This window comes from Protofrankia sp. Cj3 (assembly GCF_917627355.1).
Lineage (GTDB): Bacteria > Actinomycetota > Actinomycetes > Frankiales > Frankiaceae > Protofrankia.
The window spans coordinates 1,197-27,485 of the sequence record NZ_CAKJTR010000057.1 but is presented as its reverse complement, the minus strand read 5'-3'; the positions used below and the strand labels follow the sequence as shown (position 1 = coordinate 27,485).

Below are 26,289 nucleotides of genomic sequence, written 5' to 3'. Positions count from 1 at the left end.
ATGCTGTTCGCCATCACCAGCACCGCCTTGTTGATTCTGACGCTGGTCGGAGCCGGCGTGGCCGTCATCAACCAACGAGACGCCAGATCCCAACAGCAAATCGCAACCGCCCGGCAGCTCATCGCGCAAGCCGACGCCATTCGAGCCGTCGACCCCCGCGTCGCTCTGCAACTTGCCGTTGCGGCCTATCGCATCCACCCGAGCGACGAAACCCATTCTGGTCTGCTCAGCACACTCACCGCCATGCGCTACCGAGGAGCTCTTCGCAACGACAGCGGCACTGTGTCATCTGTTGCTTTTGCCTCGGACGGACAGACACTGGCCACCGGCGGCAGCGACGGCAGCATACTTCTGTGGGAACTCCCCGGCCAGCACGGCGCCGACGCATACGGACAGCCCTTCCCCGGGCAGCCCCATGCATTCGGCAGGCCTTTCAGCAAACAACGCAGTGTGGTTTCCGTGGCTTTCGCCCCGGACGGACGGACGCTGGCCACCGGCGGCGGCGACGGCACCACGGTTCTGTGGGATGTCACCGACCATGCCAATGCCCATGCCCTCGGGGAGCCGTTGGCCGGAAGCGGCGGCAGCGCGGTATCAGTGGCCTTCGCACCGGCCGGGCAAACCCTGGCCATCGGCGACGGCGACGGCACGCCGCACCTCTGGGACGTCATCGACCGTGCCCACCCCCGCTGGCTCAACCCCGAACAGGAGCGGACCGCTCATTCCGGGCCGGTGACCTCGGTAGCATTCGCGCCCGACGGGCAGACGCTGGCTACCACCAGCGGTGACGGCAGCGCGGTCCGCTGGGACGTCCGCGACCGAAGCCATCCCCGCCGGGACGGGCCGCTGCTGGCCGGCCACCAAGAGCCGGCGTATTCCGCGGCGTTCACGTCCAACGGACGCATACTGGCTACCGGCAGCGATGGTATCGTCTCCCTCTGGGACATCACCGATCCCACTCAGGCGCGGCTCGAACAGGCGATAGCCGGTCACCGAGGGCCTGTGGCCTCGGTGGCCTTCGCGCCCGACGGGCACACACTGGCTACCACCAGCGGTGACGGCAGCGCCTTTCTCTGGGATCTCACCAACCGGCCGGAGAGGCTCGGCCCGCCTTTGGGCCATCACACTCCGGTGACCGAGGTGTTTTTCGATGGGAACACCCTCGTCGGCCGCGGCTCGGACGGCTCCGATATCGGCTGGGACATCACGGACCGGACGCGGCCCCAACAACTCGAAGCACCCCCGGCTGGCTACCGTGACCGGACGCTGTCTCTCGCCCTGTCGCCGTCCGGGAGAACCCGTGCCATCGGCGGCGATCCAGACGGCAACGTGACTTTGGAAGACGTCACGGACAGAGACCATCCACGGCAACTCGGCCAGCCCCTCACCGGTCACCGAACAGCGGTGACCGCCGCGGCTTTCGCGCCCGGCGAGCATACGCTGGCCACTGCCAGCAGCGACGGTATGGTGATTCTCTGGGATGTCGCCGACCGGAGCCGGCCGCGACGACTCGGCCAGCCCCTCACCGATCATCTCAAATCAGTGACCTCGGTGGCCTTCGCGCCCGACGGACACACACTGGCCACCGGCAGCAGCGACCACACTGTCATCCTTTGGGATGTCGCCGACCGGAGCCGGCCGCGACGACTCGGCCAGCCCCTCACCGATCATCTCAAATCAGTGACCTCGGTGGCCTTCGCGCCCGACGGGCACACACTGGCCACTGGCAGCAGCGACGGTACGGCCATCTTGTGGGATCTCACGAGTCTCGACGACCTCCGGAAATACGCGGTACACCATGCGTGCGCCATCGCGGGAGGAAGTCTCGACAGGGACGAGTGGGCCCGCTACATTCCGGTGCTGCCGTACCGGGAAACCTGCCCTACCGGACAGGCCAGTTAACGTGGCTTCATTTTCTCATCTTTGCTCGCACACCTGGTCCCAGCCGGGAGAAAGCTGTTCAGAACCACTCCTGCGCGGACCAGGGAACCTGATCGAGAGCCGGAGGAAAATGCAGATGAAACGCATCTTCACTGGACTGGTGGCAGTTTTCTTTACCCTTTCAACAGCCGGTTGCCACTCGTCCGTCAATAATAGTGAGGACTCCACCAGGACACTGATTTTCACAGCGGTTCCCAGCCGCCCCTCCGGACCCCTGGAGGAATCCTTCCGGCCGATTCTCAGATTGCTTGAGGAAGAGACCGGCAGGAAGATCCGGTTTCAGGCTGCGCCGGACTACGCGACGGTCATCGAAGGTGTCCGCACCGGGCAGGTCGACATAGCCGAGATGGGACCGTTCTCCTATGTGCGCGTCAAGCGGCTGGGTACCCAGGCCACTGCCGTGGCGGCCCGGGTGGTCGAGAAGGGAGACATCCCGGGATACTATTCCTATGGCATCACACGTGCGGATTCACCAATCACCTCTCTCGCCGGCTTCCGTGGCAAAAAGGTCTGTTTCGTCGACAAAAACTCCGCCTCTGGATATCTGTACCCAAAAGCCGCGCTACTAAAAAACGGTATCTCGCCGGAAAATGATCTCACGGCGATCTTTACCCGTAGTCACGACTCCTCGGTAGAAGCGGTATCCAACGGGCAGTGCGACGCCGGATTCGCCTACGATTCAGTAGTTAATCATCGGCTGCTCGAGGAGGGGCAACTCAAGCCCGGCGAGATCAAAATCCTATGGAAATCCGAGGAAATTCCCGGCGGCCCACTGGTGATCAATAACAGTCTGCCAGTGGCACTACGCGGAAAAATAATCACAGCACTGCAACAGAAAGCCAACGCCGACTACCTGCGGTCAAAGGGGTTCTGCGAGGGCCAGTGTGCCATCACCGACGGATATGCGTACGGTTTCGGACCTGTCACCGACGCCAACTACGACAGCGTACGCGCGGTGTGCAAAACCGTCGGGGAACAGTCCTGCGTGGACAACTGACCAACAATGCCGGCTCGGCTCGGGAGCGGGGCGCACCGGCGTCGGCACCAACGGGGGCCTAGGGCCTACTGCAGTAGTGCACCGATGGGAGAGAGCAGGGCACAGCCGATAAGCGCCGTGTGCCGGTCGAGCGAACTGCCCAGCCTGCGCAGTGCCTCCACATCGTCGCGTATCGACCACAACCGTTCCGCTTCCGTCCACGCAAGATTTCGGGTGAACTCCACGAGGCGATCCTCGTACCAGTCGTCGAGTCTCCCGTTCAGCCGGTCGATGAAGAGCTGCCAGGTCTTCAGGTAGCTGCGCCGCAACTCGGGTATCGCCTCGAAGAACACCTGGTTGATGAGAAGGTAGTCCTGATGCTGCGCCTCTTTCGACGGGCCGGACCCCAGCGCCTTCCAAGTCGAGAGCAGGGCGAACGGCAGATCGAAGTTGACATGCGCGTTCACTCCCGCGACCGCGGCGGGCAGGGCGTGCACGCCGCGGTCGTTCAGCCGCCTGAAAAGCACCTTCCAGGCCTCCGGAGTATCGGGATCCGACTCCCCCCAGAGGCGGAGCGCATTGAAGTAGCGCTTGGCGAACTCGACATCGAGCAGTGTCAGGAACCCCGGATCCTGGAAGTCCCCCTGCCGCAGGTGTTTAAGGATCATGCTGGTGATGGTCCAGTACAGGTGGTTGAAGTCGGCAATCGGGTTCTGCGCATTCTCCGGAGTTGCCTTCTGCAGCATCACCTTCAGCTCGCCCAGCTGGGCGACAACATCGGAAACATCGCTGGGGTTGCCGGCGACGATGTTGGTGATCTCCTGCTGTACGGTTCCCCAGACCAGCTGCTTCATACGGCGCTCCACTTCGTCCTCGGCGCGGACCCATCGACATCATGCTTGTCAGCTTCGGTCCGGTCCACCGGTTTTATGGCGCCTTTGGGCGCGGGTCACCTGGCAGGAGCTTCAGGAGCCACCGCTCCGGCGTCCAGGTGCTCAGGTAGCAGGATTCCAACGCCCAGCCGTCAGGGCATCAGTGTAACGACGTATTTTGGGAAAATAGATTGTTTATCGTCGGCGCGCGCCTCTTTCAGTGCGGCGCGACAGCTCACTCTCGCCGTTGGTTGCGCTGGTAGATCGCCGTAGCCTGCACTCGGGTACGAACCCCTAGCTTCTCAAGGATATGTGTGATATGGACCCCGACGGTACGCGGGCTGATGTACAGGAGCTGCGCGATCTCGCGGTTACGGTCGCCGGCCGCGACCCGCGCGAGCACCTGTAGTTCCCGGTTGGTGAGAACCGCCAGTTCGTCGACGTATGCGCGCCGGCCAGCGGAAGGGGTCCCGGTGGCCGTGGCGGGGGACGCCACGCCAGGTTGACGCGGCGCGTCGTGCTCCCCGGCGACCGGTGGACCGGAGGCCGATCGCTCCGGCAATGGGACCCGCGCGCGCTCCGCCAAGCCCCTGATTTCTTCAAGAAAGGGATGGGCGCCGAGATCCGTGGCGGTGCGGTAAGCATCTTGCAGAGCATGGGTCGCTTCAGCATTCCGAGTACGTTGAGCGAAAAGCGCCTCAGCCTGACGCAGCCGAGCATACGCGGCCGGGTACGGATGCTTACGGCGTTCCCAGGCCTCCGCGGCCCGCGCCCACGCCGACGGTTCGGAGCGTCCTTCAAGCCGGCTGATCTCAGCCGAGCACAGCTCCTGGTAGCCGGTGACCGCCTCGCGTACCGGTCCGGCCGCGGTGGCGCTGTCACGAGCGATGCATGCAGCGACCTGGCACAGGCGGCGGACAGCCTGCCCGTCAGGCTCGGCGCCGCCGCTGCGGGCTTCCGCCTCGGCGCGCAGCCCGTGCCAGACCAGCGGAGCCTGGAGCCAGACATCGTCAGACCGGCTTTCGGCCAGGTCAAGCCCCTGTTGTATCGCGTCGCGGGCCTCGGCTGGCCGGCCGCGCCACATGGCGAGTCCAGCACGCAGAGTAAGCAGCGGCAAGATGTGCCGGGCGCCACCACCGGCGGCCAGCAGCGTGTCGATGGCTTCCAGGTCGCGTTCAGCGGCGTCCAGGTCACCGTAGCCGATGCGTACCCGGCAGCGGGCGAGTAGCAGCTCCACCGCGTCCGCGCCGGACGGCCGATGGTGGAAGGCCGCGGCTATCACCTCTTCCGCCTGCGCCCACCAGCCCAGCCGGAACAGGCCGTTGGCGGCCACGGCCAGCAACCGGGTGCCGTAGGTGCGGCCGAGTCCGTCCCGCTCGGCGCGGTCCGCGCCGTGGCGGGCCACCGCCACGCCCTCCTCCAGCTCGTTGAGCGGTCCGGTCAGCAACTCGGCCAGTTGAACGTACGTACGGGCGATGTCCACCAGGCCACCGAGCCGCTCAGCCGTGCGCAGCGCGTCCCGTACGGTGACCACGCCCGCGGTGGGATCGTCCAGGTAGGCCTGGCTGGCGCCGAGCACGGCACCGGCGAGAACCACGGACGAGGCGGAGTCCTCGACGCCGCGGGCCAGCTCGAGAGCCTCACAGGCCCGCTTCCCGGCGTCAGCGTGGCGGCCCAGCAACAGCAACAGCTCCGCGGAGTGCGCCGCGGCGGTCGCCTTGTCCGGCGCGGTGCACCGATCGTCCTTCAGCGCTCGCTCGTACTCGACCTCGGCTTCGGTCAGGCGGCCGAGAGCCGCCAGGTAGCGGGCCCGGCGGATGTACACCCCCCACGGCGGCGGGGCCGCGCCGTACGCTCCCGGCTCTTCCAGCAAGGCCAGCGCCCGCTCATGCTCCCCACACCGATGGCCGGCTTCGGCGGTGCTCTGCCACAGCACGGTCATGTCGACATCGACCGATTCGCCACCACCCAGCTCCCTGGCCAGCTCCAGGGCGTCCGTCCAATGGTGGAAAGCCTCGGCCAGCCCGTGCAGCCGTTCGGCGTCCTCAGCGGCTGCCATGGCGGCCTGGAGCGAGCGGGCCCGCTCGCCGGCCAGCCGCCAGTGATAGGCCAGGCTTGCGTTCTGCAACCGCCCGCTGGACCGGGTCGACAGCGCTTCGGCGTACCGCCGGTGCAGCCGGACCCGCTCGCCCGGCAACAGGCCGGGCTCCAGCACTTCCTTGATCAGTCGGTGGTGGAACCAGTACCCCTCCTCAGCCGCCACCAGGATCCGCTTGTCCACCGCGGTCCGGATGGCCTGGATCAGCGGCACCTCCTCAAGGTCCACGACCTGAGCCAGCAGCTCGTGCTCCACCGGTTTCACCGCGGCGGCCAGCGCGCTCACCACGGTTCGCGCCGGTAACGGCAGCAGGGCCACCCGGGCGAGGACGATCTCCCGCAGCGTGTCGGACAGGCCCACGCGCCCATCGCGGGCGTCGCGGGCCAGCTCCTCCACGAAGAAGGGGTTCCCGCCGCTGCGCGTCCACACCAGATCCATCGCGGCTGGATCGAGCGGGCCTCCCACGATCGCGGTGGCCAGCCGCTCCGTCTCCGACTGGCCCAGCGGTGACAGCTCCACCAGGCGCACGGACCGCAACCGCCGCAGCTCCATCAGCATCAGCCGCAGCGGATCGCAGCCATGCAGGCTCTCCGCCCGTACCGCGCCGAGCAGGAGCAGCTGCACACCGCCCAGACCAGCCAACAGATAGAGCAGCAACTGCCGGGTGGTCCGATCGGCCCACTGCAGATCATCAATGATCAAAACAAGTATCCGGCCGTCGGCCACCGTGCCCAACCCGCGGGATAGCCGCTCCAGCAGCGCCCCAGCGCCATCGGAGCTGGTCGCCTCCCCATCCAGGATCTCCATGAGCTCCCGCAACACGGTGGCAGCCAGCGGCCTGGCCCGCTCCCATTCCGGCGAGACGCGCAGCAGGGCCTGCCGCAGCGGGTGCAGCGGCGAGGCGTCACCGATGTCCAGGCAGGAGCCGGACAGTACCACCGCGCCGGCCCGCGACATTTCCTCACCAGCCGCGGCCAGCAGGCGTGTCTTGCCCACACCGCTGTCCCCCACGACGAAGACGGCGGCGGTCTCCCCGTGCTCCACCTTGAGCAGCGCAGCCCGCAGGACCGCGAGGTCCTCGCTGCGGCCAATGAACGGGCACTCGCCCCCGGCCGGCCTCATAGGCTGCGGTGAGGTCGGCCGGATGTGTCAATCAGATCTCCGACATGAAGAGTGCAAGTTTCAGACATACGTCGTTCTACCGATCCTCGGATGGTCCTTTACTGGAACCGTTTCACCTGTCCGCTCGGCCAGGCAGCAGACGCCCGCGACGGGTGCCTGCGCGACCCGCCGGTACCCGGGCATAAGCCACCGGAAGATGTGGCTCCCCGCACGGGGGGTGTGGTAGTGGCTACGACAGGAGGAGATCATGGAAATTCCTGCGGGGCGAAAGACCGGTGACTGGTCGAACAGTTGCCATCCTTACATGGTGAACTGCCATCTTTGCACGATGAACGCGTACAGGCTGCCATGTCACAACGCAGCCGGTCCCGCTCGCCGATATCAAGCCCGCAGCGGCACCCCGCAGGAACCCCCGCCCATTAGGGCCACGCGGGAGGAGCGGCGGGTGGTTACCGTGCTCTTCGTGGACATGGTCGGCTTCACGTCGCTTGCCAGCAGCCTGGACCCGGAAGACGTGCGAGCGTTGCAGACCGAGTATTTCGCAGCCGTGACCGAGGTGGTTCACCGATGGAACGGCGTGGTGGAGAAGTATGTCGGGGACGCGGTCATGGCCGTTTTCGGCGTCCCACGTTCCGACGGGTACGACGCCTTCCGGGCGGTACGGGCCGGAATGCAGCTGCGGAAGGCTCTGCATGACAGGTTCATGCCGAGCGGACGGCTGGTGCGGACAAGGGTCGGGATCGCCACCGGTGAGGCATTGGTTGATCTCGCTGCCGCGGTGGACGGCGGTCAGGGGTTCGTCAGCGGCAACGTCGTGAACACGGCGGCACGGGTGCAGACTCACACCGCCGCGGATACCGTTATTGTCACCAATAGCACACACAACGCCACAAAATCTTTCATCCGATACCGGCAGCTGCCCCCGGCTACCGTCGCCGGTAAGCCGGAGCCGCTGGAGCTATGGCGGCCGCTCGAGGTCACGACCGGCCCGACAGCCGCAGATCATGGCAAGGAGGTTCCCCTGGTCGGCCGGCGGGCGGAACTCGGTGCCATGGCCGGATGGATCGAACGCGCTTACCGCGACGGAACACCACAGGTACTGTCAGTAGTCGGGCCAGCTGGCAGCGGTAAGTCGCGCTTGGTCCGCGAACTGGCCCACCTCGTGGGCGCCGGCGCGGGAGAGCCGGTGCGGTGGCGGATCACCCGATGCTCACTCGACGGGAGCCTCGCCGAGGCACTCGCCGAGATGACGGGCGGCCCGGTGGCCGTCGACGGCGCCTCGAGCACCGTGGCCTCCCAGCAACCTGCCGTCCTGGTGATCGAGGACCTGCACTGTGCCGACGCCGCCACCACCGGTGCCGTACGGGAGCTGGTCACCACCGCGTCGCGGCCACAGCCCTTGGTGATTATCATCACATATCGGCCCGATATCCAGGATTTCTCCTGGTTCAGGGCCGACCACACCGTCCACGTGGGTTCGCTCGACGCCGCCGAGACGAGCCTGCTCCTGCGTCAGCTGCTGCACCGGGCCGGACAGCCGCCGACGCTCGTCCGCCAGCTGCTCCCGCTCGCCTGCGGAAACCCGATGTACGCCGAGGCATATGTCGAGGAGCTTGCCGGACAGGGCACGCCAGCTCGCTCGGACGCCGGCCTAGCGACGCCCGAGCCGGTGCGCGCCGCCGTATCGGCCCGGCTCGACCGGCTCGACCCAGCTGATCGGGCCGCGGTGTTCGCGGCCTCCGTCCTCGGTCAGCAGGTGACGGCCGGTGCGCTTGCCTTCCTGCTCCGGACCGATCGCGACCACGCGCGCACAGCCCTGCGCCGGCTGGAGAAGGCCAACCTGATCGTCCGGCAGCCGGTGTCCACCCTGACCGCCTGGCCCGAGTACAACTTCACGGATCCCGCGGTGAGCGCGGTGGCATACTCGCAGCTGCCGCGTACCGCCCGGACCGACCACCATGGCCGAGCCACTCAATGGCTGGACGGGCTGTCCCAGCTGACCCGTACGACCGGCGCCGAGCGACGTGCCCGCCCGCTGGGTGACCGTTCCCGATCTGACACGGGTACTGTGCGGCGTCGCACCACATCGTCATCTTCCCGCGGCACGGTGCGCGTTCGCCGGCCCAGCAGGCGGCATCGTCCCAACGCACGCCACGGCGGGCCGGACCTACCGGCCGATCGCCACGGCGGCGCGGCGGATCCCGCCCTTCGCTCGGCCTCCGCCACTGTCCAGCTCGTCGGCTCCACGCCAGGCCGGACAGCGATCCGGGGCCGTCGCCCCGGCAACGGCGTTGACCGAGGCGCCCGAGCCGGTCGGGATACCGCGGCACGCCGCTATCAGCGGTCTCCGTGTGGGCGTGGCAGTCTCCGCCTTCAACCGGCCCAGGCCATCTCCGCTGGCGCCCCGCAAAGTTTTGATGTGGTTCAGCGGAGCGCTGGTCCGTGTCAGCTAGCGGACTGGAGGCGCGTTGTTCACCAAAATGTTGACCCGCCGGTCACAATAGACCGATGTCGCAGGATCCGACCATTCGCAGCCCGTTTTCCAATATTGATCAGATGCAACCGGGTTTCATCGATTCGATGCTCGCGGCCTTGGACGGAATGGCAGCCCATCCGGAGATACAACGGGTACGCAGGGCGGCGCAGCGGGCGCTGCGGCCAATGCCCGCCCAGCGGCTGCTTGACGCTGGATGCGGCGGCGGTGAGGTTGCCCGTACGATCGCCGCCAAAGTCGCGCCGGTAGGCGAGGTCATCGCCCTGGATTTCTCCACCGCCGCGCTGGCGGTAGCGGTCCAGCGACACGACGGCAGCGCCGTGCATTACGTCGAAGGCGACGTTGCCGCACTCGATTTCCCCGACAGCAGCTTCGACGGCGTGCGCTGCGAACGGGTATTGCAGCACGTCACGGACCCGGACCGGGCGATCGCCGAGCTTGTCCGGGTAACCCGGCCCGGTGGCCGGATATGCCTGATAGACACCGACTGGGAGTCGATGGCGGTCGACGGACTTCCCGAGGAGCTGGTGGCTGCCATGAAAGGGCACCTGTACAACCAGGTGCTGTGCCACCCCAGTATGGGCCGGACCCTGCGGCGGCGCCTGGTACGCGCGGGCGCGACGGAAATCGAAGCCACGCCGGTCACCTGCTGCTTCGCGGACCCGGGTGCGACGACCTCCGTACTGCCGATGTTCGATGCCCGGATATCGGCGGCGACCGGAATGATTCCCGACGGAATCCGTGGCGAGTGGTTCGCCGCGGTTGATACGGCCGCCGCCCGCAATGAGTTCCTCGCGACGCTGACCATCTGGGTGGCGACGGGCAGACGATCATATACGCCCAGCCACGCGGCCGAGGAATCATTATGACAACGGAATACAACTGGCGGAGATGGGCCCCGGCTGGATGTCCTGGGTTCTTTTTCCGCTCATTGTGGGCGCAGCTGGAAAAAATCCGCCAGCGCTGCCCCGGCCGCGGGGCGGGCTTGGGCCGACGGCCTTCAGCGCTGGGTGGGCGGGGCCGACCCAGGCATGACTATCCGTTCTGGGATGCGCAGCGCGGCGAGGACATCCGCGTACAGGCGGGACTTGATAGCCCCCAGCGTCCCGGCGGGCTTACCGGCCAGCGCCCTGGCCGCGTCGACCGCGGCCGGCAGCACCTTGCCCTCGTCGGCGACAGCGTCGATGATGCCGATGGCGAGCGCATCGTGGCCGCCGTACCGACGGCCGGTGGTCATCGCCTCATGCGCGGCGCGTACCGGCAGCCGTGCCTTGAGCAGTTCGGTCATCCCGATGGTGAACGAGAAGTCGATGTCCACCTCGGGCAGGCAGAAGTACCCGCGGTCGGCCCGCATCACCTGCTGGTCATGAGCCAGCGCGAGCATCGCCCCCGCGGCGAACGTATGGCCCTGCAAGGCCGCGACGGTCGGCAACGGCAAAGACAGCACCCGGGCGAACAGCTCGTGCACCTGGACCAGGAACTGGTCAACCTCACCTAAGTTCCCAACCATCCACGCCAGGTCGAGCCCGTTCGACCAGATCCGACCACGGGCCGATGTGACCAGGGCTTTTGGTCCCGGCGCCGCCACCACCTCATCGAGCAGCTGGTTCAGCTCACCGATCGAACCCGGGTTGAAGCGGTTCTCGCCGTCACCGAGATCGAGGACGAAGACCTCGCCGTCACGGGTCAGATCTGCCATCTGCTGTGCCTCCTAGAAGTATCCGGAGCCGCGCGGGACACTGGCGATCGGTTTGTTCCGACGGCGCCGGACGGCGCCGGACGGCGCCGGACGGCACCGGATCCGCTCTGTTCATCAGCTCGAGCGAGCCACGGTACTCGATCATCACATCCGCATGGCACGTCCGAGTAACGCCTGCCTCACACTCAGCGGGACAATATCTCGTTCAACGAGCCGACGCCCGGTTAGTACTCCAGCCGGACTTCCGCGCTCGTTCGAATCTGGCGGGCTGGGGCTGGGGCTGGGTGGCCGGGCTGGTCTGACTACCACGCCCACACATGCCCACGCGCCCGGCCCGGTCCCGCCGTCCGTGCTGGTCATCATTGCTGGACGCCGTCAGGCCAGCAAAGGTTCGCTTCACGGCAGAAAGGAAGGCGGGTGCCCCACAACCGCGGCGTCAGCCCGCGGCCAGCCGGAGCCGGACCGCTGAATGATCCCCCACAGGATGGTGTCGACCACGCACGCGATCCGGGAGCCGCTGACGTCGCTCGAGCGTCCGGTGTACTGCCAGTACGCGACGGAACCGATCAACATGTCCGTGACCAGATCAACGTCGGTGTCGGGGCTCAGCTCGCCCGAGGCAATGCCACCGCGCAGGACCGCGGCGACGCGCTCCCGCGCCGGAGCCATGACCCGCTCGCGGTAGGTCTCGAAAAGGTCCGGGTGCGTCTCTTTCTCCGCCAGGAGCCTGGGCATAATACGCCCGGACAGTGTCTGGATATTGTGCCGACGCACGGTGTTGAGCCATGCAACGAGATCATCCCGTATCGAGCCGGTCTCGACCCCCCCGGAGACGTTGGCAAGCGTTGCCAGCGCATCCGAAACCAGCGCATCCTTGCTCGGCCATCGTCGGTAAACCGTTGCTTTGCCGACACCAGCCCGCGCGGCGACCGCCTCCATCGACAGCCCGGTGAAACCGCTTTCGGCGAGTGCCTGTAAAGTGGCGCCGATAATAGCCTCATCACGGCGGGTGTCGCGAGGACGTCCCGGCGGGCGCAGCGGTGGGTCGGCTTGGACCGTTCGCGCCGGTCCAGACGACCGCCCGGCTGGCACCGTCACCGCGCGTGCCATATCGGCGCATGCCGTGTCGGCGCCCCGCCCCGGGGGCCCCCGAACCTCCTGCGCCGTGCCACACGCCGGGTCGCGTGTCGCATCGCCCGGACCCGTCTGCGTCCTACCCCGCCGTGCCCACAATGCATCATCGATCCCGCCGTCCGCCGTTTCGACCCGACCATCAGGACGTACCTCGATAATTCAAGATCGAAGCTTACGGTGAGGTGCGTCCAAACGCATTCGTTTGACAAGCCATCGTCCGGATGGGTCAACTTCCCCCGCCTAATCAGATCAACTGCCAGATCAGCAGGAAGCGGTTGGAACCGCGCACAGCGCGCATCCGCCGACGATGGCACCATGGTGAGCACGCCGGGACGCGCCAGCGCCTGGACGGACTCACAGGAGATCGGATGGAAACCTCAGCGGGAGTGTGTTCGCAGCTCACCTCGGTGGCTACGGAGGCGGCAACGCTGTACGGTGCGCCGATTACGGCCGAAGCATCGAGCACAGCCGGGGCATCGACCCAACCGGGCACGCTGGGTAGCCGCTGGCCCCGGCGGGGCAGGACAACTGTCCGGGACGTGCAGGCGGCCAAGAATCGCGGGGAGAAGTGGGCGATGCTCACCGCCTACGACGCGACCACCGCCCGGATCTTCGACGACGTGGGCATCCCCGTGCTCCTTGTCGGCGACTCAGCGGCCAACGTCATCTACGGCTACGACACCACTGTTCCCGTCACCGTTGACGAGATGCTGCCGCTGGTGCGGGCGGTCACGCGCGGGAGCACCCACGCGATGGTCGTCGCGGACCTGCCCTTCGGTTCCTACCAGGGGTCGGTGGAACAGGCCCTGGCCACCGCGGCGCGCTTCCTGAAGGACGGCGGCGCCCAGGCCGTCAAGCTGGAGGGCGGCGCTCGGGTCGTACCACAGGTCTCCGCGCTGGTCACGGCCGGCGTCCCGGTAATGGCCCACCTCGGGCTGACCCCCCAGAGCGTGAACATCTTCGGTGGCTACCGGGTGCAGGGACGCGGGGATGCCGGCGACGCGCTGCTCGCGGACGCGCTCGCGCTGGAGGCCGCCGGCGCGTTCGCCATTGTGCTCGAGGTCGTCCCGGCCGAGCTGGCTTGCCGAGTGAGCAAAGAACTGACCATTCCGGTCATCGGCATCGGCGCGGGCGCCGACTGCGACGCGCAGGTTCTGGTCTGGCAGGACATGGCGGGGCTCAGCGGCGATGATGGACCCAGGTTCGTCAAGCGCTACGCCGATCTGCGCTCGACGCTCGCGGACGCGGCGCTGCGGTTCACCCGGGAGGTCCGCGGCGGCACCTTCCCCACGGTCGAACACACGTATTCCTGATATTCCCGGCTGAACGGCAGAGGCTCCGGCGGTAGGACGTTCGATCAGGCAGCGGCGTCCGGGTGGATGGATCACGCCGCCGGCGGCTTCCCGGCCGCCGGTGCCGGCAGAAACGCGGTCATGAATTTCTCCAGGCGTCCGGCAACTGGGTGGCAAGCTGCGCGCCGAGCACCGCGCGGGCCGACACCAGCGATGGTCCATACCAGGTCAGGTGACGGCCTGACACGCATACCGCCGGCGTTCCCGCAAACGCCTCCGGCCCGTCTGTCGGGCTGAACGGATACGGCTCGTCGGGCAGCACCACGAGTTCGCAGGTGGTCACGTCGTCCAAGCGTATCCGGGGATACCGCTCGGGATGGTCGGCCAGCACGTTGTCGACACCAAGCCGGCGCAGGAGGTCACCCGCGAAGGTTGCACGCCCCAGCGCCATCCAGGGCCGTCGCCACACCGGAATCAGCGCGGTCCGCCGGCGGCCGGTGTACGGCGCCGCCCATGCCGCGCGTGCGGCGTCCAGCCACCGGGGCCGAGCGAGCCCGCAGGCATGGCGCAACATACGCTCGAGGCTCACCAGCGCGGCGTCCACCGTGGTCGGCGCGGTCACCCACACCGGTATCCCGGCGGCCCGCAACCTATCAAGATCAATTTTTCGGTTCTCCTCGGCGTTGGCACAGACGACATCCGGCGCGAGCGACACGACCTTGGAAAGATCTGGGTTCTTCGTCCCGCGGACGCGCACCACGTCCAGCCCGGCCGGGCGGACACACCAGTCGGTCGCACCGACCAGGAGCCCGGGTCCGGTGACCGCGATGGCCTCGGTGAGGCTCGGCACGAGCGAGACCACACGGGCAACCCGGCCGGGTACGTCGACCGCAAACCCCAGATCATCCATCCTGTGATGATCCAGGAAAGACGCCGGTTCCGCGCGGTGGCACGCATCGGAAGGCACCGCGGCAACGCCAGGCCCCGCCGGCGGCACCGGTTCTACACGTCTGTCACACGCAGGCCCGCGTGCGCCTTGTAGCGCCTGTTCACCGAGATCAAGTTCGCGGTCAGGCCCTCCACCGAAGCCGCGTTCCGCAACTTGCCGGCGTAGACCCCGCGCATCCCGGCGATCCTGGCGGCAAGGGCCTGGACGGTGTCGGTGGCGTGGCGGTCATCGCCCAGCACGAGGATGTCGGTATTCACCTCGTCAACCGTCTCATCCGCCAACAGCACCGCACTGACATGGTGGAACGCGGCGACGATCGTGCTGTCCGGCAGCAGCGCCGCGGCCTGCTGGGCAGCGCTGCCCTCGGGAACCGGTAGCACGAACGCGCCACCCTTGTCGAAACCGAGCGGGTTCACGCAGTCCACCACGATCTTGCCCGTCAGTTCCGGGCGAAGACTGACCAGCAGTTCCCCATGGCCTTCCCAGGGCACCGCGACGATCACGATGTCACCCCGGGCGGCAGCGGCGGAGTTGTCCGCGCCGGTGACAGCCAGACCGGCCGCGTTCAACTGCGCGGCGACATCCCGCGCGCGATCGGCCGAACGCGAGCCCAGTACAACCTCGTTGCCGGCGATCGCGAGCCGGCGACCGAGACCACGGCCCTGCGGGCCGGTGCCGCCGAGAATCGAGACCGTCAACAGCGAGACATCAGGCAGATCGTGAGGTGAGCCCATAGCCGTATCCTGCCGCACAACCCGCTTTCGGGGCGCCGTGACCGCACCCGGCTGATCGCCATTGATCCGTTCAGTGATCCGTCCTGTACAGGAGTTAAGAGCGCCCGGCAATAGGGGTGTGGACCAAGGAGCGGGGCTGGGGTGCGTGCATCGCGAGGCGGAGGAGGGAGCCACCCTGGTGTTGGGTGGCGACCGACGACAACGACGCGAAGTGCGTGCCCTGGCCCCGCGACGCCGCTCCCCTGTTGCCGGGCGCTCTAAGAGCGGCCGGCAACAGGGGCGTGGATCACGGGGGCGGGGGCACGCAACGCGAAGCGATCAGGTGGCGGGCGAAGCGATCGAAGATCCATCGGACCCGCCCTACGGCGTGTTCCGGAAGCCGTCGTTCGATCAGGGAGCCGGACAGACGACTTTCGCGACACGCCCTAGCCCGGACCCGCCGGGATCATCCGTGATGATAGCCGTACAGCCTGATTTACCCTCAGGTACCCCCCCGCATCCGACCCGCGGGCGGATGCGGGACTATGCCTTCACAACACGACAGCTACGAACATTGATCAGCTACAAACATTGATCGCTTCGCGGAAGGTCGGCAGCCATCGAGGGCGGAGTCGTTTCGTAGATGCGGAGCCGTTTCGAAGATGCAGTTGTGCCGAACGGGCAAAGGAGTAGCGGAAGGTGAACGACGTAAACAGCTCCATGGCCGCGACTCTTCGCGAACAAGAAATCACGTTGCGTGATATCCATAGTGTGCTGGGGAACCCCGGGCGCGCGTCGTTCGATGACGGGTCGTACCGTTCCATTCCACGAACAGCGGTAAGATCCACGGAGTCAGGCGGGAGAGGTCGAGCAATGGCGGACGTATCGGTTCGCTTCGCGATGACGAACGACAGCGAAGTGGTGCTCAACCTGTCGCTGCCGCAGGCACTGCGCCTGATGGAGGCGATCGCACGCAAGGTCGGTGAGACTCTCACCGAACGCAGCACCCAGAACGTGGGTGGGGTGGGGGGCGTACCCGCGCCCGCGCCCTCCAACGGCATGCCGAGTCTGGGGCCCTACACCCCGTCCTGAAGCCGTCAGGGACCACGTGTGTCACCCCAGCTGGTCAGCGTTGCGCGAGGCTCAGCGGGCTCGCCCGTCAGGCACTGACAGCGCACTCGGCTGACAGCGCACTCGGCTGACGGCTGTGACCGACGGGCACGCACGGCCGTGCCGCCAGCCGGGTGGCGGTGGGAGCCGCCGTCACCCGGCCGTTTCCACCTGCCCGCGGACCGTGCCTGTCTCCCGGCTGACAGGCACCTCGTCCTTATCGATCGGTGTCCCTTCGATCAGCCCCGCCGCGGTCGCTCACTGCTCAATGCCCGCGGATGCGATGTCGCGTACACCTCGCGCAGCCGGTCCACCGTGACCAGCGTGTAGATCTGGGTCGTGCTGACTGACGCATGACCCAGCAGCTCCTGCACGACCCGGACGTCCGCCCCGCCGTCGAGCAGATGCGTCGCGAAAGAATGGCGCAGCACATGTGGTGACACGCCGTCCACCCCAGCCGCGAGTGCCGCGGTCCGCAGCACCGTCCATGCGCTCTGCCGCGACAGCCGGGTTCCCCGGCGGGACAGGAACACCGCCGGGGACGCCCGCCGGCTCGCCAGGACCGGTCGGGCCCGGATCAGGTACGCCGACAGGGCTTCCTCGGCGTACCGGCCGAGTGGGACGACTCTGGCCCGGCCGCCCTTGCCCTGCAGACGCACGGACGCCCCGTCCAGATCAAGGTCGTCGACGTCGAGACCCACGGCTTCCGATATCCGCGCTCCCGTGCCGTACAGCAGCTCCAGCAGCGCGACGGCCCGCAGCCGCCGGCCACTCTCCAGCGGATCGCTGCCCGCCGGGCCGGACGCCGCGGCGAGCACAGCTGTCACCTGGTCCACCGTGAGTGCTCTGGGCAGCCGGCGTGGCGGGGCCGGCGGGCGTACCGGCTGGGACACGTCGCAGGTGACGTCGCCCTCCTGAGCGGCGAAACGATGCAGCGACCGGACCGCGACCAGCATTCTGGCCACCGACGACGCGGCGAGCGGCGGATGCCCCTGCCTGCCTTCGCGCAGCGTGGCCGCGAACTCCGCCACCTCGGACTCGTCAACGTCGTCCAGCGACCGAATCTGGCGGGCGCTCAGATGCTCAAGGTATCGGCGAAGATCACGCCGGTAGGCGAGAACGGAGTTGCGGGCGAGCCCGCGCTCTCCTTCCAGATGGTCGAGGAAGCGCTGAACCACGGGCCACGGGTCTGCCTGGGCGTTCATCCGCGCACCGTCATCCGCGCACCATGCGTACCATGCGCGCCGCCTCGGCGGCACGCACACGGCCACCGGCGCCGCTCCTGGCGGCTGTGCTGCCAGGAGCGGCTGTGCTGCCAGGAGCGGCGGTGCCGCCGTCACCAACAGCGAAGCCGTCACGAACAGCAGAATCGCCGGCCATGCCACCATCCGGTATGTCTGCGCTCACCATCGACGTGAGTGTAGGTGTACGACGGACAACATCCACCGACATCGCGCCGATCGCCCGTGCCCGGGTCGAGCGACCCACCGGCGACGAGTTTCATGGATGCTGTCCATATCGATGATGATTTGAGGCTATTCTCCTGATGGTGCGGAAAGAAAGCAGACGGTTACGATACGCCTGTCTCCTGTCGACCGCAGCCATCCTCATCCTGATGAGCGCTGGTTGCGGCGGCAGCGATGCCGCGACCGGCGCCTCGGCTCCACCCAAGGCGCAGGCGCTGGGCGCGGCCGGGACGCGCGGCGCGGCACCGGCGGACGACCGCGCTGGGGCCGCGCCCCCCAGCGCGACGCTGTCCACCCCGGCCTCCCCTGACCCGGCCCAGGCGGCGCTGACCACGGTCGACGCATACTTCGAGGAGATCAACAGGGCCAGTCTGGAAGGACGTGTGGCGGATGTGAGCGCAACGGCCATGCCCGGATGCCAGACCTGTGTACTCGATATCGGGGTTACCCAGAACTTTCACAACCAGGGCGGACACACCGATGTCGGCCCGCTCGCCGTCAGCCCGGTGACCATGGGCCCGGCTGGCGAGAAAGCAATCACCGCGCAGATGACCGTGGCCATCAGAGCGGTCCGGGTACTGGACACGGCTGGTAAGGTCATCCGGACCTATCCAGCGCAACCACCGCGCGCCGCGGCGGCCGTGCTGTGGCTTACCACCGCGGGCTGGCGCATCGAGAACTTCCTGTACTCCAAGGGGCCGTCATGACGGCACATCCGGATCACCGCGCACGGTGCCACCACGGCTCAGGCCGGCGCGGCTCAGGCCACCGCACCCGCGCCCCAGGTCTGGCCGCTGGCACCATCAGCCGGCTGTCAGTGGTCATCTGCCTGGTCGCCGCCGTTTTTCTGCCGACGTCCGCCACAGCTCACGCGGCACCGGACCCACAACCCGGTTCCCTCTGCGCGGCCATGTGGGGATACTGCGACACCCGCGCCACCGACAACGGTTACATCTACGCTTTCAGCGGCGGGCGGCTGCACAAGGTGCCCACAGCCGTCGGGACCGCCAGACCGGCGGACTCCTGCGCGGACTGCCCTGTCCGTCTCGACTTCTGCAACGTCGGCCCGGAGACAACCGGTTTCGAGCAGCTGCTCTGGGCCGCTTTCCCGGAAGCCGCGGCGGACACCCATGCGCTGTGCAACCCGCAGGCCATTGCCGCCGCCCCGACGCTCGCCCAGGTACAGGCCTCGCTGGTCAACTATCTGCGAGAACAGGCGCTGCCCAGACCCACGCTGGTCGTCCAGCCGAACGGGCGAAGTTTTGCCAACCTGCCCACCGTGCTCTACACGCCGGTGCCGCCGAGCTTCACCTTCAACGTCGACCAGCCGCTGCTGGCCACCATCAGCGCGGTGCCTCACTACCGCTGGGACTTCGGCGACGGGACGCTCGGGCCCGACTCGCCCGGCCGCCCGTTCGACCCGGCGATCTCGCCCAGGGAGCACCCGGAGGCCTACGTCGCACACGCCTACCGCCAGCCCGGGACCTACCCGATCACGCTGACGGTGACCTGGCAGGGGACGTTCGCGGTACCCGGCGTCGGGCAGGCGTTCCCCCTCGCTCCGGTAACGCTGGCCGCGAACGCCGCCGTTGTCGTGGACGAGGCCAGCGGCGTCCTCACCGGCAACAACTGACCGAGCAAACACCTGATCGACAGTAGCTGCCAGCCGACCTGACGCTGTGCGCGCCCGGCGGATGCCCGGCGGGAGCACCGCCGGGCGCGCACAGCCAACCAACGGGGATCGGGGTCAACCGACGGGATCGGGACGGTCCGGCCAGGGCGCGTCCACCAGACGCAGCCGGGTGAACCCGTGCGCGCGGGCGGTCGCCGCCGCCAGCAGGCCGACAACAGCCATGGCGTTGGTGATCGAACCCTCCAGGACCTGACTCACGGCCTTGTCAAGATCCATCCGGGTGACTTGCATGTCCGCCTCCTCATGAACGCGGACATGCTGCTCTGACAGGGGAATCGCCGCCAGGTCGCGGGCGAGGAAGAGCCGGTACGCCTCGTTGGTCATGCCCGGCGACGCGAGGACGTCGACCAGCAGGTCCCAACGGCCGGCCGTGAGGTTCGCCTCCTCGGCGAGCTCACGTGCGGCGGCCTCGACCGGCGGTTCCCCGGGCACGTCCAGGATGCCGGCAGGCAGCTCCCACAGCGGCCGGCGGACCGGATGGCGGTACTGATGCACCATCACCACCCGGTCGGCCTCGTCAAGCGCCACCACCCCGACCGCTCCCGGATGCACGACGACATCACGCTGGGAGACGCCACCATCCGGCATCCGCACCGTGTCCCGGCGTACCGCGATGATCCGTCCGGTGAAGGCGACCTCGCTCTCAACGACCTCGTAGCGATGCCCGGTCGCGGACCGGTAGGCCACGGCGTGGTCGACGACGTCCGCGGCGGGCTCGTTCGCCGCTACACCACCACCATGCGCAGTCATGACGACACCAGCTCCTCGCCGTTGCGTTCACCAGACGCTCCGCGCCCGTCCAGGGGGCCGATCCCGTGGGCCGCCAGGTCAGCCGAAACCTCAACCGGCAGCACTCCGGTGCGCCGTTCCGCATGGGTCACCGCCGCCGCGGCCAACGCCTCAAACAGCGGGTGGGCGCGGGTCGGCCGCGACCGGAACTCCGGGTGCGCCTGGGTTCCCACATAGAACGGATTACTGTCGGTCGCAAGTTCGACGACCTCGACGAGCCGCCCGTCCGGTGACGTTCCCGAGATCACCAGCCCGGCGGCGACAAGCCGATCACGGTAGTCGTTGTTGACCTCATAGCGATGCCGGTGCCGCTCGCCGGCCTCGGCAACCCCGTACACCCGCCGGGCCAGCGTCCCCGGTGCCAGCACGCACGGGTAGAGGCCCAGGCGCATGGTGCCGCCCATCTCCCGCTCACCGGCGACCACCGCCCGCTGGTCCGCCATCGTGGAAATCACCGGGTGCGCAGTGTCCGGGTCGAACTCGGTCGAGTTCGCTCCCGTGAGCCCCGCCATGTTGCGGGCCGCCTCGATCACCATGCACTGCAGGCCCAGGCACAGCCCAAGTGCCGGGATGGCGTTCGTCCGCGCGTGGCGCAGGGCCTCGATCTTCCCCTCGATCCCGCGGATGCCGAAACCACCCGGTACGAGCACGCCGTCCACACCGTCCAGCGCGGACGCGGTGCTCTCCGGCGACGAGCAGGAGTCCGAGGGCACCCAGCGGATCTCCACCCGGGTGTTCACCGCGAATCCACCCGCACGCAACGCCTCGGTCACCGACAGGTAGGCGTCCGGCAGGTCGACGTACTTCCCGACGATCGCGACGGTGACCACTTCGGCCGGGCGGTGGACGCGGTGCAGCAGGGTGTCCCACTCGGTCCAGTCGACATCGCGGAAGGGCAGGCCCAACCGGCGGACCGCGTAGGCGTCGAGCCCCTCACGGTGCAGCACCTTCGGGATGTCGTAGATCGAGGCCGCGTCCGGCGCGCCGACCACAGCCTCGTCGTCCACGTCACACATCAAAGCAATCTTGTTCTTGAGCGCGGCCGGCAACGGGCGGTCGGACCGGGCGACCACCGCGTCCGGCTGCAGGCCGATGCTGCGCAACGCGGCCACCGAGTGCTGCGTCGGCTTGGTCTTGAGCTCCCCCGAAGGGGCCAGGTAGGGCACCAGGCTCACGTGCACGGTCAGGACGTTGTCGCGCCCCACCTCGTGGCGGACCTGCCGGATCGCCTCCAGGTAGGGCAACGACTCGATGTCACCGACGGTCCCGCCGACCTCGGTGATGACGACGTCCACCGCGTCGGTCGCGAGCCGGCGGATGCGGTCCTTGATCTCATCGGTGATGTGCGGGACGACCTGCACGGTCTGTCCGAGATAGCCGCCGCGCCGTTCGCGGGCGATCACCTCCGAGTAGACCTGGCCAGTGGTGACGTTGGCGCTGCCGTCGAGGTCGACGTCCAGGAAGCGCTCGTAGTGGCCGATGTCGAGGTCGGTCTCGGCACCGTCGCTGGTGACGAAGACCTCCCCGTGCTGGAACGGGTTCATCGTGCCGGGATCGACGTTGAGGTAGGGATCGAGCTTCTGCATGGTGACCCGGAGGCCACGTGCCTTGAGGAGACGACCGAGGCTGGAGGCGGTGAGCCCCTTACCGAGACTGGAGGCCACGCCTCCGGTCACAAAAATGTGCCTGGTCACGTGCGCCTGCGCCACGCTGAGACCCTTCCGTGGGTATCGCCGGCCGGATCCATACCTGGCCAGTCCACGGGATTTCACGGTAACACCCCCGCCCGCGGCCCGCTCACGCGCAGATCCCCGACGCCGGCACCGGCCAGGCTCAGACCTCGACCGGCTCAGACCTTGACCGGCTTGACCCGCTGTTGGGGTGGCACGCCCGGCTCGGTGGTGAGCACCGCGAGGTCCTCGGGATCGGACGTCAGCACCAGCACCGGTCGCGGCTGCTCCAGCGCTGTCGCGGCCACGACCGCATCGACGGCGTAGCGGTGGCCGTCGAGCCCGGTCTCGTCGAGGAGTGCCGCGGCGCGCTTGGCAATGTCCTCGGTCACCGCGACGATCCGGATACGGGATGCAGCCCATGCCAGCGCTTCGCGCCGTGGATCATCGGGCCGCCGCACCTCCACCAGCGTAAGCGTGGATGCGATCACCACCGCACCACGAAGCCGTGCGGCTTCGACCCGGCGCACCACGTCGCCATCCCTGTCGGCGAGAAGCGACAGCCCCTGTGAGTCCAGCACCAGGGTGCCGCCGCCGGGAGTGCTCAGTCGGCGTCGGGCCATTCGGCCAGAGCCTCCCGCACCCCGTCGACGTCAAGGGGGCCATGCTCGTGCTCGTAGTCCTCGACGATCTCCTGCAGCTGCCGCATGTGGACCCAATGCGCGAGCGCCTCGGTGGCCGCGGCGGAGAACCCACGCGGCCCGGTACGCGCCTCGACCTCACGGACCAGGTCTTCCGGGAAGGACGTGCTGCGTTTGACCGCACGCCCGGTGAAGGGCGGCTCCGCGGCAGAGGTGACGGCCATGCCGTCATTATTGCCACTTCCAGTAGCAATCGCAAGATCAATTCACTAAGAGCGCCCGGCAATAGGGGCGTGGATCAAGGAGCAGGGCTGGGGTGCGTGCATCGCGAGGCGGCGGAGGGAGTCACCGGAGGTGTTGGGTGGCGACCGACGACAACTCGGCGAGGTGCGTGCCCCAGCCCCGCGACGCCGCGTCCCCTATTGCCGGTCGCTCTTAATATCGCCCGCTTTCGTGGGTCTCGCAGGTCACGGGCGTGCCGTTCCTCGTTGATCTCACCGTCTCGCCGTAATGGATCTTCCGGCGGGCGCTTCCCGGATCGAACGCCGGAACGGCAACGACCCGGGCTCGGTGCTCGAACACCAGCCCCGGGTCTTGATCCCCAACCCTGCGCAGACAGGAGTCAGAGACCCATGAACACGATCCCAAACAGCCGCCGGTCCGGTCCTACCGAGTCGCATTTCAGCGGCCTGTTGATGGCACATCCGGCTGACCGGGCACGCGTCGACCTGCCCCCCGCCCGGCTCGGACCTGTTCATCCTGCGACCCTCGCTCGTCCTACCGGCCGGTGTACAGATCTGCGCGGACCTCGCCAGCGGGGACGCGGACGCGGCGACCTGGCGGTCATCCCTCGCGGTGGAAGCGACCTACGCCTCCCTGTGGCACAAAAAGCGCAACCGGGGCGGGCCAGACCCGCGATGACCACCGTCGCTGCCGCCTGCGCGCGCTGACCGTAGCCGGTCGAGCGAGCGGACACGATACCCGACCGGTGACCGCACGTTCCCGTCACCGACCGGGCGTCGTCGTGTCCCGCGAACACCGTTTGTCTGACTCACGGTCACAGTTCCGGCTGAGCTGATCTCCTCCGTCGGGCGGGCAGGCTACGCCCTACCCCGGGTTCTCCCGGCCGGGCAAGGAGCGCCGGATCAACCCCCGTCGGAACCTCGCCGTGCGACCCTTGAAACCGTAGAGAAAGTTTGCGACAGGCGACGGGCTCACGCGCGCCTTGCTGGTGGCAGCTATGTCAGGCGCCACGTGGCGTAACTGCGTGCCAGGGTCGCTCGGTTGTGAGCGGCGCGGTTGTCTGACTGAGCGGCACGTATGCTCCACAGCCCGGCCACGTAGCAGGCGAAGGCGTTGAGGTCGTCGTCAGTGGCGCCAGCCCAGCAGGTCAGCCTGGACGCCCACTGCTCGGCCTGCTGCGGGGAGTGTCCGGCGCCGATGAGACGGATGACCATGAATGCGGCGTCTACCCAGCCGGCGCCTTGTGCCGGCCAGCCCCAGTCGACCACCCAGATCCGATCCTTTCTGATCATGAACTGGTGGGCATGCAGGTCAGTGTGGATCAGTCGGTCCCCTGCAACGGCGTCGACTACGGTGCTCGCGTGGACGGCTGCCGTGGCTACGTCCCATCCGGGGAAAGCGCTCGCTGGTCGTGCCGTCAAGTCCGCCCACCAATCCGTGTTGCGCCATCGCTCGGAAAGCGAGCGCAGGCCCTCGCCGGCCCGGCGGGCGATGTCGTCGACGACGTCGCCAATACGGGGTAGGTCGGGGGAGTCAGACGCGAGGTCCGCCGGGCGGCCGGTCGCGTGCTCGAAGCCGACAAGCAGCCAGTCATCGACCTGGCATGCGAACTGCGGCCTCGGCGCGATGCCTGCGGCGAGGTGCCCGAATGTGTGCTCGTTGCGGAGCCAGCGTGCCCGCCTGCCGTCGCCGTGGACGGCTTTGACGAACAGCCGCTGCTTACCCGCATCCACGACTGCGGCGAGGTCGCAGCCGTCCCCCACGTCCACCGTGTCGGCGGACATAATGGGTCCGGTCTGTGCCTCGACCGCGTCGCGGACCTGCGCCGGCAGGTCATTCCACTGCATAGGAAAGGTCGACTCCATTACTTGGGGATACGGCTGTCCTTGTTCTCGTCGCCGTCCTTGCCGCTTGCCGAGCAGCCGTCAGGGTCGCACGTGGCGCTCGTCTGCCACAGCTCGTGGTCGAGGTATCCGGCCTGTTGGGGTCTGTCACCCGTTGACCGGCCGGCTGCTGTGCACCTGCGGGGCACCGATGCACGGCATCGGGCGGATCAACCACAGTCAACCGCAGCGGTACTGCCGCCGCTACGGCAAAAGCCATCCCGGGCGGGTCCGCTGCCTCGAGCCCACCGTGGTGGCGGACCTGGCCGAGGCCACCGTGTGGGAACAGGTCCGGGCGGTCCTCGCCGATCCGGAGTATCTGGCCTCGGTCGCCGGGGACCACGCCGGACTGATCGCCACCCACGGCGGTGGCGACACCGACGCGATCACCAAAGCCGACGGAGAGATCCACCGGCTACAGCAGGCGCTCACGACCACGATCGTGAACCTGTCCGCTGCCGGGCTCGACGCGGACACCGTGGCGGCGGCGTCCCGTAACCTGCAAACCAAACTGAGTACCGCCAAGGCACATCGTCAGACCCTCGCGGATCGCCACGCACAGGCGGCGTCGTACGCGCAACAGGTCCAAGCGGTCCGGGACCTGGCAGCTGTCGCGTCCACCCGGTTGGCGACCGCGACCATGGAGGAGGGCCAGGACCTGTATGCCCTCCTCAGCATCCAGATAAAGATTGTGGACAACCGGCGGGGTGCACCGCTACGGCTCGCCCTGACCGGAACCCTTGATCACACCGAAGCCCTGAACGCGACCGAATCCGCGCACCCACAAGAGCGGGCGCCATACCGCTCCGGGTCCCGGGCACCTGCCTGACGCCGCAAACCCGAAATGGCTGGTCATCGCCGCACCGGCCTGACTGGGTGGGAAGCAATGGGCACGATTACGTCGGCAGGCCGTGCGGGCCGGGCTGGTACGCGACCGCAGCCGACTCGAACAGGGTCAAACGAGATCAAACTGGCGGCGTCCGGTCAGACCATCCCGAGTCCGGCGGAGGCTCAGCGTCGGGACCATAACCAGGCGCCCAGATCGTCTCGTAGTGCGGGCAGCGATCGACCACCGCACCAGGAAGCTCACCTTTTGCGCCGCCGCTACTTCTCGCGCGGGCACGTACGGCACCGCGCGCCCGTCGGCACTCCTTGCACTGCACCCGGACCGCTGTGACCATTTGCTCGGGTTCACCCGCCCGCTCGGTAGTCATCGGCTTGCGACCGTGCCCCGACCGTTGCAGCGCAGGCAGGTCATCCGGTCAGCACCAGAGAAACCGCCGTCCCCGTCGGTCTCAACGTGGTCCCGTTCCACCTCTCCGCTGCCCGAACAGCGTGGGCAGGTCATCGTGCCGCGGTCGACGGAATGAGACGAGGTGTAGTCCTTCCCGCCCCGCTTCGTGCCGCCACTGCCCGACGACGCTCCGCCGCCGGTATTTCCCCGCTTGTTCCAAACCACGACTTCAGCGTAGACGACACTGCGTGTCCGGGGAAGTACATGGCG

At 67.9% G+C, this 26,289-nt stretch carries 22 protein-coding genes; 9 read left to right on the top strand and 13 right to left on the bottom strand.

Going from position 1 to position 26,289, the window contains the following annotated elements; genetic code table 11:
* A partial coding sequence (locus MJ783_RS10250) for a WD40 repeat domain-containing protein (protein ID WP_239310159.1) occupies positions 1-1,902 on the top strand: 1,902 nt, incomplete at its 5' end.
* 115 nt (positions 1,903-2,017) lie between these two features.
* On the top strand, positions 2,018-2,938 hold the full coding sequence (locus MJ783_RS10245; protein ID WP_239310158.1) for a phosphate/phosphite/phosphonate ABC transporter substrate-binding protein: 921 nt from the start codon (positions 2,018-2,020) through the stop codon (positions 2,936-2,938).
* A gap of 65 nt (positions 2,939-3,003) precedes the next feature.
* On the opposite strand, the gene MJ783_RS10240 is transcribed toward MJ783_RS10245, so the two are convergent.
* Positions 3,004-3,771 (bottom strand): DUF5995 family protein, encoded by a 768-nt coding sequence (locus MJ783_RS10240; RefSeq protein ID WP_239310157.1) that lies wholly within the window; start codon positions 3,769-3,771, stop codon positions 3,004-3,006.
* A 253-nt stretch (positions 3,772-4,024) separates the two neighbouring features.
* Complete coding sequence (locus MJ783_RS10235; RefSeq protein WP_239310156.1) at positions 4,025-7,009, bottom strand: helix-turn-helix transcriptional regulator; 2,985 nt, start codon at positions 7,007-7,009, stop codon at positions 4,025-4,027.
* Between the two features lie 445 nt (positions 7,010-7,454).
* Between MJ783_RS10235 and MJ783_RS10230 the strand changes: the two genes are divergently transcribed.
* Both MJ783_RS10230 and MJ783_RS10225 read left to right on the top strand, forming a co-directional pair.
* Complete coding sequence (locus MJ783_RS10230; protein WP_239310155.1) at positions 7,455-9,752, top strand: adenylate/guanylate cyclase domain-containing protein; 2,298 nt, start codon at positions 7,455-7,457, stop codon at positions 9,750-9,752.
* Positions 9,671-10,372 (top strand): methyltransferase domain-containing protein, encoded by a 702-nt coding sequence (locus tag MJ783_RS10225; protein WP_239310154.1) that lies wholly within the window; start codon positions 9,671-9,673, stop codon positions 10,370-10,372. Before MJ783_RS10230 ends, MJ783_RS10225 begins: the two co-directional genes overlap by 82 nt.
* Positions 10,373-10,503: 131 nt before the next feature.
* Here MJ783_RS10225 and MJ783_RS10220 read toward each other — a convergent pair whose 3' ends face one another.
* Both MJ783_RS10220 and MJ783_RS10215 read right to left on the bottom strand, forming a co-directional pair.
* Positions 10,504-11,202 carry an enoyl-CoA hydratase-related protein gene (locus MJ783_RS10220; RefSeq protein WP_239310153.1) on the bottom strand — a complete coding sequence of 233 codons (699 nt, stop codon included), beginning with the start codon at positions 11,200-11,202 and terminating at the stop codon, positions 10,504-10,506.
* A 396-nt stretch (positions 11,203-11,598) separates the two neighbouring features.
* Positions 11,599-12,312, bottom strand: a complete 714-nt coding sequence (locus tag MJ783_RS10215; protein WP_239310152.1) for a TetR/AcrR family transcriptional regulator — start codon at positions 12,310-12,312, stop codon at positions 11,599-11,601.
* 392 nt (positions 12,313-12,704) lie between these two features.
* Between MJ783_RS10215 and panB the strand changes: the two genes are divergently transcribed.
* Entirely contained in the window at positions 12,705-13,649 is a 945-nt protein-coding gene (panB, locus tag MJ783_RS10210) for a 3-methyl-2-oxobutanoate hydroxymethyltransferase (protein WP_239310151.1), read from the top strand.
* Between the two features lie 118 nt (positions 13,650-13,767).
* On the opposite strand, the gene MJ783_RS10205 is transcribed toward panB, so the two are convergent.
* Both MJ783_RS10205 and npdG read right to left on the bottom strand, forming a co-directional pair.
* A complete protein-coding gene (locus tag MJ783_RS10205; protein WP_239310150.1) occupies positions 13,768-14,538 on the bottom strand; it encodes a helical backbone metal receptor in 771 nt (256 codons plus the stop codon).
* 92 nt (positions 14,539-14,630) lie between these two features.
* Positions 14,631-15,311 (bottom strand): NADPH-dependent F420 reductase, encoded by a 681-nt coding sequence (gene npdG / locus MJ783_RS10200; RefSeq protein WP_239310149.1) that lies wholly within the window; start codon positions 15,309-15,311, stop codon positions 14,631-14,633.
* Positions 15,312-16,163: 852 nt separating this feature from the next.
* Here npdG and MJ783_RS10195 point away from each other — a divergent pair.
* A complete protein-coding gene (locus MJ783_RS10195; protein ID WP_239310148.1) occupies positions 16,164-16,382 on the top strand; it encodes a hypothetical protein in 219 nt (72 codons plus the stop codon).
* A gap of 257 nt (positions 16,383-16,639) precedes the next feature.
* Here MJ783_RS10195 and MJ783_RS10190 read toward each other — a convergent pair whose 3' ends face one another.
* Positions 16,640-17,605 carry a site-specific tyrosine recombinase XerD gene (locus tag MJ783_RS10190; RefSeq protein ID WP_239310147.1) on the bottom strand — a complete coding sequence of 322 codons (966 nt, stop codon included), beginning with the start codon at positions 17,603-17,605 and terminating at the stop codon, positions 16,640-16,642.
* A 341-nt stretch (positions 17,606-17,946) separates the two neighbouring features.
* On the opposite strand from MJ783_RS10190, the gene MJ783_RS10185 reads away from it, so the two are divergent.
* Both MJ783_RS10185 and MJ783_RS10180 read left to right on the top strand, forming a co-directional pair.
* Complete coding sequence (locus MJ783_RS10185) at positions 17,947-18,573, top strand: hypothetical protein (RefSeq protein ID WP_239310146.1); 627 nt, start codon at positions 17,947-17,949, stop codon at positions 18,571-18,573.
* Positions 18,570-19,499 (top strand): PKD domain-containing protein, encoded by a 930-nt coding sequence (locus MJ783_RS10180; RefSeq protein ID WP_239310145.1) that lies wholly within the window; start codon positions 18,570-18,572, stop codon positions 19,497-19,499. Before MJ783_RS10185 ends, MJ783_RS10180 begins: the two co-directional genes overlap by 4 nt.
* A gap of 114 nt (positions 19,500-19,613) precedes the next feature.
* Here MJ783_RS10180 and MJ783_RS10175 read toward each other — a convergent pair whose 3' ends face one another.
* The 5 genes from MJ783_RS10175 to MJ783_RS10155 form a co-directional block, all read right to left on the bottom strand.
* Positions 19,614-20,309, bottom strand: coding sequence for an NUDIX hydrolase (locus MJ783_RS10175; RefSeq protein ID WP_239310144.1), 696 nt, complete (start codon positions 20,307-20,309; stop codon positions 19,614-19,616).
* Positions 20,306-22,057: a CTP synthase gene (locus tag MJ783_RS10170; RefSeq protein WP_305039284.1), complete on the bottom strand. Its 1,752-nt coding sequence runs from the start codon at positions 22,055-22,057 to the stop codon at positions 20,306-20,308. The genes MJ783_RS10175 and MJ783_RS10170 overlap by 4 nt, the downstream gene beginning before the upstream one ends.
* Before the next feature lie 140 nt (positions 22,058-22,197).
* Positions 22,198-22,641 (bottom strand): PIN domain-containing protein, encoded by a 444-nt coding sequence (locus MJ783_RS10165; RefSeq protein WP_239310143.1) that lies wholly within the window; start codon positions 22,639-22,641, stop codon positions 22,198-22,200.
* Positions 22,623-22,883 (bottom strand): hypothetical protein, encoded by a 261-nt coding sequence (locus MJ783_RS10160; protein WP_239310142.1) that lies wholly within the window; start codon positions 22,881-22,883, stop codon positions 22,623-22,625. Before MJ783_RS10160 ends, MJ783_RS10165 begins: the two co-directional genes overlap by 19 nt.
* 1,014 nt (positions 22,884-23,897) lie before the next feature.
* Positions 23,898-24,749 carry a hypothetical protein gene (locus tag MJ783_RS10155; protein ID WP_239310141.1) on the bottom strand — a complete coding sequence of 284 codons (852 nt, stop codon included), beginning with the start codon at positions 24,747-24,749 and terminating at the stop codon, positions 23,898-23,900.
* A gap of 151 nt (positions 24,750-24,900) precedes the next feature.
* Here MJ783_RS10155 and MJ783_RS10150 point away from each other — a divergent pair, with 151 nt between their 5' ends.
* The gene (locus tag MJ783_RS10150; protein ID WP_239310140.1) at positions 24,901-25,614 is read left to right on the top strand and encodes a hypothetical protein; all 714 of its coding nucleotides are present in this window, start codon (positions 24,901-24,903) and stop codon (positions 25,612-25,614) included.
* A gap of 381 nt (positions 25,615-25,995) precedes the next feature.
* On the opposite strand, the gene MJ783_RS10145 is transcribed toward MJ783_RS10150, so the two are convergent.
* On the bottom strand, positions 25,996-26,289 hold a 294-nt coding region (locus MJ783_RS10145), incomplete at its 5' end, for a hypothetical protein (protein ID WP_239310139.1).